The organism is Thermosynechococcus sp. M98_K2018_005 (assembly GCF_015295825.1).
Classification (GTDB): domain Bacteria; phylum Cyanobacteriota; class Cyanobacteriia; order Thermosynechococcales; family Thermosynechococcaceae; genus Thermosynechococcus.
The window spans coordinates 1-12061 of record NZ_DVEH01000044.1; the positions used below are offsets into that span (position 1 = coordinate 1).

Here is a 12061-nt window from a genome sequence, read left to right on the forward strand (position 1 = left end):
GTATCCCCTCGCTGAAGCGGAGGGGTTTTAGCCTGCCCACATCACTCCTATAAATCCATTACCTTACCCCCTTCACCAATGCCAAAGCCCAATGTAGCCAGATGGGGCAATAAAATTAGCCCTTGTTCCCCCATGGGTAAATCAGGTTTGTACTGAGAAATCTCGTAGAGCGTAAAAGCGCCAGCCCAAAATACGGTCAGCGCTGCTTGGGCTACATGGGCGGCGATAAATAACCCTGAAAGGTTGACAAATCGGGCATTGCCTGCCCACCAGTCGTACTTGACGTTGGCTTGGCCGTAGGTTTGCAAGCCTGCACCTGTGGGTGATAGGGTAGTTACAGAGGTTGAGGGTTCACTGGCGATCGCCATAAATATTCCTCCTTGCATAAACACTCTAGTGTGAACAGGGCAACTTATTGAGATTTATACTCAATAGTACCGAGGTATACTATAGCATCACTATTGAGAATTAATACTATTTAGTGCCAGTGAAAACGTAAAGATATGTAACTCATCTAGGGGCAATCTGTATCCTCAAGAAGTTGAGGAAGATTGAGACAAGGCGGTAGGGTAATAGCAATTAGGCTGTTGGCGGGCAAATATGGCCATTTTGCTTTATCACGACGACGTGGCAACGGCAGCAACGTTGGTTTCCATCTTGACCACTGCGGATCATCGGGTGGATGTCGTTGCTCGCTCTGAAGACCTCTGGGGATTACTAGCCAGTAGTCGCTATCACCTATTGATTGTGGATGAGTCCCATTTGGGCACAGCAGTTGATACCTTTTGCCAGCAGGTGCGCGATCGCGGGTTTCAAGAACCGATTTTGATTCTCACCCGCAAGGATTGGCCAACCCAGCCAGAAACCCAAGTGATTTATTACCACTATCCCTGCTCCCCAGCAGCGCTCCTTGAAATCGTCCAGCAGCTCCTCAGCGCGATCGCTACCTCGAAACCCAGCAATCATAACGACTCAGGCTTGCCCCTTGTCCTGCATATTGACAACGACGCCGAGTTAATTCGCTCCCTTGAGGAGCACTCCGCTGATGGTGGGTTTCGCTACGTCGCCATGGATAGCTGGCCGCTGGTCAACACCTTCCTTGAGGAGTGCTGGCCCAGTGCTGTCATTCTCAATCCTGAAGTGATGCCCGATGAGGTGACCACCCGCGAGTTTTTGCAGCAATTGCGACAACATCGTCCGCCCATCCCCGCTCTCGTGTTTACTGCCCATGACACGTGGCGCGATCGCCTCGCTGCTATTCGCCTTGGCTCACGAATGACCCTGAGTAAGCCCATAGATGTTGAGCGGCTGTTGCGGACCATCGAACAATTACTCCAACCCCAAGAGATGACCTCCGCTAGTATCCTGACCGTGGATGATGACGCCGTCACCTTGGCCATCTTGAAACGGCTCTTGGAACCTTGGGGAATGAGCGTCACCTCCCTTCAGGATCCGAATCAATTTTGGGATGTCCTAGAGGTCACCAACCCCGAATTGGTAATTCTCGATGTCCAGATGCCCGGTATTAACGGCCTAGAACTCTGCCAAGTGGTGCGCAATGATCCCCGCTGGAATCAACTTCCAATTCTCTTTCTCACCGCAACCACCGATCCAGCCCTCGTTACCCAACTCTTTGCCGCTGGCGCCGATGATTTTGTCAATAAACCCATTGTTGGCCCTGAGCTAATGACACGGATTATCAATCGCCTCGAGCGTACCCGCCTTCTGAAACGCTTAGCAGAGGTGGATCCCCTCACGGGATTGAGCAATCGTCGTAAAGCCACAGAAGATATTGAACGCTTTTTGACCCTTGCCAGCCGCCAACAGCAAACCCTTTGCATTGCCGTTTTAGATTTAGACCATTTCAAACGCATCAATGATAGCTACGGTCACGATGTTGGTGATCAAGTATTGGTGACCACTGCCCGCATATTGCGACAGTCCCTACGGATGGAAGATGTTGTCGCTCGCTGGGGCGGCGAGGAATTTTTAATTGCCCTCTATGATATTTCCCTTGAGGTGGCCAAGCATCGTCTTGCCATCTGTTTACAGCGATTGCGGAATCACACCTTCCACGCCCCCAACCATGAGAGCTTCAAGGTGAGTTTTAGTGCTGGTCTCAGTCAATTTCCCACCCATGGACAGAGTTTACTGCAACTAGTGAAGATAGCCGATGATGCCCTTTATGCCGCTAAGGCAGCAGGACGCTCTCAGATTGTCATCGCCCCCAAAGAGGCTGCCCCAGGATTTGCCAACGCTGCCTCCCCAGAGGAATAAGCTATCTTAAAGGAGCACACTGATTCTCAGTAAAACCCTGCACCAACACCGTTGACTGTCCTAACTGTATGAACCTTGAGGCATCCTCTGCACAAAATGCCACGATTCTTCTGGTAGATGATGACCCCAACCTTGTCCTTTTGGTGAAGGATTACCTTGAGATGCAGGGGTATCGTGTGCTGACGGCAGCCCATGGCAATGAGGGTCTGGCAATTCTTCAGCAGCAGACGCCCGACTTAATTATTTGTGATGTGATGATGCCGCAAATGGATGGCTATAGCTTTGTCAGTGCGGTGCGACAACAAACCCACCTCAGTTGGTTGCCGGTGCTCTTTCTCTCAGCCAAGGGGCAAACCCACGATCGCATTAAGGGGCTGCAAACGGGGGGTGATGTTTACTTGGTCAAGCCCTTTGAGCCGGATGAACTCTTAGCCCAAATCCAAGCTCTCCTCAAACAAACGGCTCGCCTGCGGGAAGCCCAAGGACTGCAAGCCCCGCCTGTGCCCACCCCACCCCGCGGTGTCGAACTCACCCCTACAGAAACGCGAATTCTCCAATATGTTGCCCGAGGTATGTCGAATCGTGAAATTGCTGCTGAGCTACACGTGAGTCAGCGCACGGTGGAAAGCCACGTCAGCAATATGCTGGGGAAAACAGGCTGCCACAATCGCACTGAATTGGCTCGCTGGGCGATCGATTACCATTACGTGTGACATCCTCCTGACGATCGCGGGGCTTCCTAGCAGCTAAACCAGGATCACCGCTGCATGTGCTCTGCCAATAGGGCTTGGGCGCGGGGTTTATAGAGCAGATAAAAGAGTGCCTCCATATAGCGCATCATGTCTTCGCGGTTTTCTTGGGAAGAGAAGTTCCAGAAGCCGTAGATCTTGGCGAGGGAGAGCAGGCGGGTACAGTGAATTTTCCAAGTGTAGGTGCTATAGACCCGCTCGATACCCGCTTTGGAAATCCGTTGCCACTGTTGCGGATCGCGATCGCAAGCCTCCAGAAAGCGGACAATGGTTTCAGCCATTTCTTCGAAGTGGGTTGGGTTGATATAAAAACCATTCACGCCATCTTGGATAATTTCCAGAGGGCCGCCAAAGCGCGTGCCAAAGGTGGGCAGACCACTGATCATCGCTTCCAGAATCGTTAAGCCAAAGGCTTCAAACAAAGCAGGCTGGACAAAAATCCCTTGGCGATCGGCAATGATGCGATAAATTTCCCCGGAGTCTGCTTTCGGTAAACGAATCCCTAGCCAGCGGATCTTACCGTGGAGATTGTACTGGTGGATGATTTGATAGAGCTTCTCAATTTCGGCGATTTCCTCCCGATCCCTGGAGTCTTCCGTGCGCAACTTGCCCGCCACCAAAATTAAGTTGCAGCGCTCTTGCAGTTCTTTACTCCGACCAAAGGCCTCTGCTAATCCTGTGAGGTTTTTGATCCGATCTAGCCGTGCCATCGAAAAGAGGGGGCGTTTTTCGGGATCCTCTAAGTGACCGTAGATCTGCTGCGGGTCTTCAAGGGTAAAGAGTAGTTCCTCCAATCGCTGGCGATCGCCCTCCAGTCGCTCCGTATAGTGGTAGTAGGGAAAGTAAACCTGTTCATTCACCCCCGGTGGCACCACATTAAATTTTGGGCTAAAGAGTTCAATACCATTGACCACATGGTACAAGTCAGGCATGGTAAAGGATTGGTACGACTCATACTGGCCAATGCTATCGGGCGTCCCCACAATCTCTTGGTAGGTGCTGCTGATAATAAAGTTGGCGGCATTCATGGCAATTAGATCCGCCGTAAATTGCAGCGAGAAGTGATACTTATCCTCTAGGTCCTGCCAGTAGAGGTTACTAAAGAGGTATTTAGATTTCTCCAAGGCATGGGCAATGTTGCATTGGGTTACCTTCAGTCGCCGCGCTAGCAAAAAGGCCACCAAGTTGCCATCGGAATAGTTGCCAATAATCAAGTCGGGGACATGACCAAACTCGGCTCGCAACTCCCGCTCCGCATCAATGGCAAAGGTTTCTAGATAGGGCCAAATTTCAAAGCGAGAAATCCAATGTTGCGTCACCTTGGGATTAAACTCCCGGAAGGGTACCCGCAGGATCCAAGCATCATTGGTACCGTAGATTTTCTCTAGGCGCTGGTTGCACAGCGTCCCTTCGGCATTCGGAATTAGGCGAGTCAGGACAATAATTTTAGGCCGTACCTCCAGTACCCCCAGCCCGGCCAGTTCTAAATCCTCGCGCATTTGTTTTTCCAAGCTTTTCACTTGATCGAGGATATAGACCACCTGCCCACCGGTGTCGGGTCGCCCCAGCACCCCCTCTTGGCCAAACCAGCCGTGGGGAGAAATTACGGCAATGCGAAAGAGCATCGGAATCCGTGAGACAAAGGCCTCCAGCACTTGGTGATCGGGCGAATCCAAGAGTTGATCCAAAATTTCTAGGGTGTCCCGCACTCGGGCGACCGTATTGCCCCAACCCGGTTCAAAGCCGAGATTTTGTAGTTCAAAGCGAAACTCACTGTAGGCCTCGTCAGGGGCGCGATCGCTCAGGGCTACGAGAGCTTGTTTCACCTGTTCTGAGAGGTGCTGAGGAGAGCGAATCCGCTCATTGATCAAAAGTTGGTAGCCATTGTAGCGGTGAATTTGCAAAAAGTTAAAGAGGTTCTGCTGCCACTGGCGGGGGTCTTGGAAAAGCTTGCTGGATAAATAGCGATTGAGAAATTCCACCCCCTTACCGATATTCTTGGCATCACGGATAATCGGCGAGTAGTCATAGAAGGGCTGAACATCAATTTCAAAAATATCCCCCTCGTTGGGATGGTACCGATTGACGAAGCGATCGCGCAGATCCAGTAGTTCGGGAATCGTCATCGGCACGATCGTCAAATCCTCCACGAGCAGCCGACACACCTCCTGCTGCGCAATCCGTGGCCGAATAATCCAACACAGACTTTCGTTGTCAACAATGATCTCTTGGGTGTAGAATACCAGCTTGCTGAGGCGGGATTCTAAGGGCGTGGGCACAGGGCGATCGAGGTCGCGACAGTAATCTGCAAAGGCACCCAGAATATCATTGCGCAGGAGATAGCGTTTTTCCCCTAGTTGCAGGATGCGTGAAAATTGGCGCAAATCCGCACGTTCATCACTTTCAACAACGGATTTGAGGAGCACAGAGGTCATCGGCAAACTCACAACACGGCTTTTACCTGAGACGGCACAGCGGCTCAAGTCGTTTCTATTCTAGGTTTCTCCCTGAAGAGGGTCAATTTTGCACCAGCGATCGCCGGATTTGGCCATAGTTCCAAAAACCAAACCACAACCACAACACCAATAGGCCACCTGTTAGTCCCAGCACCGGCACAACGCCAAAATTACGGATCAGAATCGGTGCCGCCGCCGTAAATAACCCACCACCGACAATCGGCTCAAAGAGAATTTGCTTATAGGCAAAACTTTCTAGTGCTCCCGATTGGTTGTGGGGATCCACCATGCGAATCAGCAATAGCCCAGTAGATGTCACCCCCATCGATTGCCCCATGTCGCCAATTCCCCGCTCAAACCAGAACATGGGCAAAATTCGCGGCGCTAAATAGAGCATGACAAAGAGATTCCAAGCAATTCCGCCTACACTCAAGAGGAGAAAGGGAATGAGATTTTCACCAATGGCGGCTAAAGAGAGGGTGGCCAGGGCGGTAATAATCGTTACATCCAAGGCCACACCGCCAATGTGGTTAATCAGTGGCCGGCTAATCAGGTACTGTTTGCGCCAACGGCTCAAGATTAACTGCACAACAATGCCACCGATCAGCGCCAAAGGAAATAGGGGCACATAGGCCATAAGCTTCAAACCCGTTTGTCCCCAAGTGACACGCTCTAAGAGCCGCAGGGCTTCGAGAATCACCCAGCCCACAATAATCGCCAAGCCCACAAAACAGAAATTTAATGACAAAGGATCAATGAGTAACTCCCCCAGCAGTTGTCGCCGCCGTTGCCGTGTTTCTGGGTCATCGTGGGGATGGGGGTCGAGAGTCTCCTCGGCTTCGGCGTCCAGCAAGGGTTTGACCTGTAAGCGCCCTGTGCGCCGTGCCCAGTTAATCAGTGCCACCCCAAAAACCACCCCGGAGACTAAACCCACAGTGGCCAAGCCCAAGGCCATATCAGCTCCAGCGGTAAAGTTTAACTCCCTAAAGGTATCAGCCATCCCAGCAGCAGTCCCATGCCCCCCCTCAAAGGCGATCTCAATCAGGGCACCAGCAATCGGGTCGATGCCAAATAGGGGAGTGAGAACGAGCAATGTCAGCAGCAACCCCACCACGTATTGCCCCCAAGCCAAAATCTGACCAAAGGCGACCTGCGGTGAAGCTTTCTGCCAAATTTCCCGGGGGCTAGGGATGATCTCCCCTAAAAATAGACAGGCAAAAACTATGTTGATGAAAATGCTGGGGGACTGCTTCCAAACTTCACGGATGTCTTCGGCAAAAAGACCATTCACTAAGCCAGAGTTGGGAGCTATTTGACTGGCGATCGCTCCCAGTACACTGGGGCCAAGAATGAGTCCCAAAACGCCCGCAATCACTGAACTGGGCATATAGAGCGATCGCATCAGTGCCCAACGCTGCCGCACGATTCGCCCCAGGAGTAGCAAAACACCAATAAAAATAAACGCCCAGAAAACCGTAATCAGCCTAAACATCTGCCACGCCAACTCTGAAGATTGTCGTGATCATAGAGCCTGCAACCGTAGGACTCAACCCCTCGCCAGTCCGTGGCGGCGCAACCAATCCAAAATCAGCCCATTGACGCGATCAGGCTGCTCATCATGGGGACAGTGACCCGTGTGATCCCACTCCACCACCTGCATCGTTGGCTGTACCTGTTGAAACTGCTGGCTCAGCATCGGCGGGATGAAGCGATCCTGTTTGCCCCAGATCAGCAATAGGGGTTGGGACACCGTTTTGAGCATGGTTTTAGCACTGGGGCCAAAGTCCGTACGGCTCATGGCGCGGATTATTTGCACAAAGGCGCGATCGCTACCACGGTCATAGGCAGGCGTAAGCAGGATATCCAGCAATTCATCATCCACACAGGTGGGGTTGGCGTAGGCCAATTGTGCCCAACGCTTGACAACGAAGGGGCGGCGAATCGTGTAAAAAAGGGCGCGCAGCAACCAAGGAGCCGTAAATATTTGTTCAATTCCACTCACAAGGGGAGCGATCGCCCTTGGAATCAACTCCTCGCGCACAGCTGGATCCGGCAGACTCAGCATCACCACCCCCGCCGCCATCTGTGGATAGCGATAAGCGCAGGTCAGGGCAATCAATGCGCCAATGGAGTTGCCAACAATCACCGCTGGTTGCCCCACAATTCCTTGCCAAAAAGCGTGAACCTGAGCCGCCCAAAACTCAGCCCCATAGGCCGCAATAGGCTTTTCTGCTGCCCCCAACCCCATCAAATCAAGGGCATAGGTCGGCTGATGCTCTCCCAAAAGCCGCAAATTGTATCGCCAGTGCCGTAGAGAGGCCCCAAAGCCGTGGAGTAAGATCACGGGAGATCCCCCATGAACAGGTCGCCAAAAACTATAGCGACTCTGCCACCCCCGCCAGCACCACTCCCGCTGAATGCCATAGCGATAGGGATCCACCAGTTGTCTCCTGTACCTATTCATCGAATAATGACTTCTATCCTATGAAGTTTTGCAACAGGTTCATCCAGCCCCAAAAAGGAGTTTGACCTTGAGTCCAGCAGCAACAGTACAGACAAAGGATGCGATCGCCCCCCACGGCGGTATTCTCGTCAATCGTATTCTCTCCCCCGAACAAAAACAGGCTTGGCTTGCCCGTGCCGATCAATTGCCCCGCATTACCCTCGATGAGCGAGCCGTCTCTGACTTGGAACTCATTGCCATTGGTGGCTTTAGTCCCCTGACCGGCTTTATGGGACAGGCCGACTATGAGCGAGTGGTCGAAGAAATGTACCTTGCCAATGGGCTGCCTTGGTCAGTTCCCATTACCCTCTCAGTCAGTGCTGAGGCGGCGGCTCCCCTAGAAATTGGCCAAATCATTCGCCTCGATAATGCAGCCGGTCAGTTTTTGGGAATTCTTGAACTCACAGAAAAATACACCTACGACAAACGCCGGGAGGCTCGTTGTGTCTATCGCACCGAAGATGACAAACACCCCGGCGTCAAGGTGGTCTATGAACAGGGAGAAGTCAACCTTGCAGGACCGGTTTGGCTCCTAGAGCGGCATCCCCATCCCCAATTCCCCAACTATTGCATTGATCCAGTGGATTCCCGTGCCCTCTTCCGTGAAAAAGGTTGGCGCACGATCGTTGGTTTCCAGACCCGCAACCCGATCCACCGCGCCCATGAATATATCCAAAAATGTGCCCTTGAAATTGTCGATGGTCTCTTTTTACATCCCCTCGTGGGTGCCACCAAGGAGGATGACATTCCCGCCGATGTGCGGATGCGCTGCTATGAAATCATGCTCGAGCACTACTTCCCCAAAGATCGGGTGATTCTGGCCATTAATCCAGCAGCGATGCGCTATGCGGGGCCACGGGAGGCGATTTTCCATGCCCTCGTCCGCAAAAACTACGGCTGTACCCATTTTATTGTTGGTCGCGATCACGCTGGCGTGGGGGACTACTACGGCACCTACGATGCCCAACATATCTTCGATGAATTTGATCCAGCAGCCTTGGGGATTATTCCCTTGAAATTTGAGCATGCCTTCTACTGCACCCGCACCCAGTCTATGGCCACCAGTAAAACCAGTCCCAGCAAACCCGAAGAGCGCATTCACCTCTCAGGGACAAAGGTACGGGAAATGCTGCGGCGAGGCGAATTGCCACCTCCAGAGTTTTCACGACCAGAAGTAGCAGCAGAACTGGCACGCGCCATGCGGCAACCGCAACTCACGCCATAGCCTAAACAGAAAACGAGGGGGTCAAGCTGACGGCAGCAAGACCCCAAAGGAAGTTAGCAATGACGAATTAACTCAACAACTAACGTGGACAAAACGTGGTTTTAGCTGGCGATCCAAACCCCCACTACGCGATCTTAACCGATCAAGCTTGGAGCATGGACACTAGGTAATGGATTGCTGTCAACGTTGACGATCCTGGATACTGGGAGGTTACCTAGTTTTGCCTTAACTCCCATGGACGACAGGATGGGGACTTCGGCAGTAACCACACAAACGATAAGGCTGGATAAAGCGAGAGGACAACTGGCAACTCTATAGTAGAGAAGCTCAAAGGATTGATTTTGATATTACTCGCAAGACAGGAGTGAGATTCATCTTGGAGTAACTTTGCTTTATCCCGAACTTAAGGACTGGGAGGCACAAGCCTTAAGTTCACTCTTATCGTTAACCTTTCTTTCTGTGCCTACTTTTAGACTAGCATACGCCTTTGGGAATGCTCAAATGTTAACTGGAAATTCAATATCTGAAATATTCCTTAATTGATTCTGCAATATGCCGTTAGATTCAGTGGTTGCGACCTTTTAGTGGTACCTTGAGCGCTGAGCGTTATCGCTAGATTTTAACAGTTGGGGCGATCGCCCCAAGCTCATAAAAAAAACTGCACCAACCCCCCGATTGCCGCTGTGGCGGAGCTGATGCACAAAGAATACTAGTTATTTTTACCTGTAAAGTCTCTACAGGGATGCTGCTTGCGGAAGACAGCAACTAACTCTTACGGGAGGGCGTTCCCGTGAAGGGCTGTGCTCCTGTGGAAGGATAGTGATCATTGCGAGGAGTGAAGATGCGCCCAAATGCCTCCATCAAAAAGACCATTATACTTTGTAGTTTCTCACGTAGTGCTTTTAACATAGGTCAACTCCTAAAGAAAGCGATTTAGGCTTCAGCCTTTGGCTTAATGATTGAACACCGCAGGCAAAACTTGCAACTTGCTCTACCGAAGCAACGGAATCGGACTTCGCCTCAAAATCATTAGGTACAGCCCTTTTCCCACGAATGGAACACACTGAACACACTCAAGACAAGTAAGGCTCCTCTCGAGGAGGATCATTTCCCCTTCTGCAGCCCGCACTTAGAAAAGGGCTCTAAAGGCTGTACTTTTAGTATAAAAAATCAGACCAGTTACCTGAGAGAGTTTGAGACAATTTTTTATATGCTGAATAAGAAAGTTATTCATTTGTGAAATTTTGCTCTGAATGAGATTACACCCATGACATTTATTCCCCCTCTTTCTGATCTTTCGCTGCGGGCACAGGTGGCGCAGATGGTGGTTGTACGAGCCAGTGGCTATCTCTACGATCGCCAGATTCAGTACTCCGCTTGGGAGCCGCCCCAAAACACCTTAAAACACTGGCTTAAAGACTGGGGAGTTGGCGGGGTGATTCTTTTGGGGGGCAGTGCTGTCGAAGTGGCAGAACGCTGTCGGCAACTCCAATCTTGGGCGACGATTCCACTATTACTAGCGGCGGATATTGAGGAGGGGGTCGGTCAACGCTTCAGTGGTGCGACACAATTTCCCCCGCCAGCGACTTTGGGAGCCATTGCCCAAAAGAGCCGAGAACGGGCAGTTGGCCTTGCAAGGGAAATGGGAGCATACACCGCAGCCGAGGCTTTAGCCATTGGCTTGAATTGGGTTCTTGCCCCAGTGGTGGATGTGAATAACAACCCCGCAAACCCAGTGATTAATGTGCGTGCCTTTGGCGAGGAGCCAGACATTGTGGGTGCCCTTGCAGCCGCTTTTATTCAAGGGGCACGTGCCTATCCAGTGCTAACAACGGCAAAGCACTTTCCCGGCCATGGGGATACGGCAACGGATTCGCATTTGGAACTGCCCGTGATTCCCCACGATCGCGATCGCCTGCAAGCCATTGAATGGCCCCCCTTTGTTGCTGCCATTGCCGCAGGGGTGGATAGCGTCATGAGTGCCCATGTCCACCTACCCGCCTTGGATGCCGAGCGACCCGCCACCCTGTCTCCCCCGATTCTCACGGGCATCCTGCGCCAAGAGATGGGGTTTAGGGGTCTAATTGTAACCGATGCCTTGGTCATGGGGGCGATCGCCAACACCTACGGCACCGCCGAAGCCGCCGTCAAAGCCGTAGAGGCAGGTGCCGATATTCTGCTCATGCCCTTGGATCCGCCGGTAGCCATTGAAGCAGTGGTTGCCGCCGTTGAGTCAGGGCGGATTCCTCCTGAACGCATTCAGGCCTCCGTCGCCCGCATTCAAGCCGCAAAAGCTCGCCTTCAGCCCTTGGCATTACAGTTGGACTATTTTCAAACCACACCAGCCGTTGAGGTGGCCACCGCTATTGCCCAAGACAGTATTGAGCGAGCTGGCCAAGCCTTGCAACCCGTGTTCTCAGGGGTGAATTGCCTGATAGTGGATGATGCCCTGCACGCCAGCTTTTTGAACCGTACGTGTCCCGCATTAACACTCCCCCCCACTTGGGGCTTTGACCAACGGGTGGTGATTGATCAGCAGACGCCGCTCACCATGATTGAGGGCTTCCCTGAGGCACCGACCTTAGTGCAGGTGTTTAGTCGCGGCAATCCCTTTCGGGGCAAAGCGGGTTTAACTGCGCCAGCGATCGCCACCCTCGAACGACTGCAAACCCAAAATCAACTGGCGGGTCTGGTAGTTTATGGCAGTCCCTATGCCTACCGCGAGATTACCCAGCATCTGCACCCCGATGTGCCCCGCGTTTTTAGCTATGGGCACGACAGCATCGCCCAAGATTTGGCTCTAGAGTGCTTGATGAGGACAAGATGATAAAGGTTTTTGTTGACAAAAAAT

The 12061-nt window shown here is 52.1% G+C and carries 7 protein-coding genes and 1 pseudogene; 4 read left to right on the forward strand and 4 right to left on the reverse strand.

Annotated elements, in window-relative coordinates; translation table 11 throughout:
* Nucleotides 1–53 precede the first annotated feature (53 nt).
* Nucleotides 54–308: pseudogene (locus IGQ15_RS05910) on the reverse strand (chlorophyll a/b binding light-harvesting protein); the annotation flags it as partial.
* A 292-nt stretch (nucleotides 309–600) separates the two neighbouring features.
* Here IGQ15_RS05910 and IGQ15_RS05915 point away from each other — a divergent pair.
* Both IGQ15_RS05915 and IGQ15_RS05920 read left to right on the forward strand, forming a co-directional pair.
* A complete protein-coding gene (locus IGQ15_RS05915) occupies nucleotides 601–2277 on the forward strand; it encodes a diguanylate cyclase (protein ID WP_297049680.1) in 1677 nt (558 codons plus the stop codon).
* 68 nt (nucleotides 2278–2345) lie between these two features.
* A complete protein-coding gene (locus IGQ15_RS05920) occupies nucleotides 2346–2990 on the forward strand; it encodes a response regulator transcription factor (protein WP_297049682.1) in 645 nt (214 codons plus the stop codon).
* A 44-nt stretch (nucleotides 2991–3034) separates the two neighbouring features.
* Here the strand turns inward: IGQ15_RS05920 and IGQ15_RS05925 are convergent, their stop codons facing one another.
* The 3 genes from IGQ15_RS05925 to IGQ15_RS05935 all read right to left on the reverse strand — a co-directional run bounded on the left by IGQ15_RS05925 (nucleotide 3035) and on the right by IGQ15_RS05935 (nucleotide 7922).
* The gene (locus tag IGQ15_RS05925) at nucleotides 3035–5461 is read right to left on the reverse strand and encodes a sucrose synthase (protein WP_297049685.1); all 2427 of its coding nucleotides are present in this window, start codon (nucleotides 5459–5461) and stop codon (nucleotides 3035–3037) included.
* An 82-nt stretch (nucleotides 5462–5543) separates the two neighbouring features.
* Complete coding sequence (locus IGQ15_RS05930) at nucleotides 5544–6974, reverse strand: sodium/glutamate symporter (protein ID WP_297049687.1); 1431 nt, start codon at nucleotides 6972–6974, stop codon at nucleotides 5544–5546.
* Nucleotides 6975–7028: 54 nt separating this feature from the next.
* Nucleotides 7029–7922: an alpha/beta fold hydrolase gene (locus IGQ15_RS05935; protein WP_297049691.1), complete on the reverse strand. Its 894-nt coding sequence runs from the start codon at nucleotides 7920–7922 to the stop codon at nucleotides 7029–7031.
* 91 nt (nucleotides 7923–8013) lie between these two features.
* Here IGQ15_RS05935 and sat point away from each other — a divergent pair, with 91 nt between their 5' ends.
* Both sat and IGQ15_RS05945 read left to right on the forward strand, forming a co-directional pair.
* Complete coding sequence (sat, locus tag IGQ15_RS05940; protein ID WP_297049694.1) at nucleotides 8014–9210, forward strand: sulfate adenylyltransferase; 1197 nt, start codon at nucleotides 8014–8016, stop codon at nucleotides 9208–9210.
* 1267 nt (nucleotides 9211–10477) lie between these two features.
* On the forward strand, nucleotides 10478–12037 hold the full coding sequence (locus tag IGQ15_RS05945; RefSeq protein ID WP_297049696.1) for a glycoside hydrolase family 3 N-terminal domain-containing protein: 1560 nt from the start codon (nucleotides 10478–10480) through the stop codon (nucleotides 12035–12037).
* Nucleotides 12038–12061: the final 24 nt, after the last annotated feature.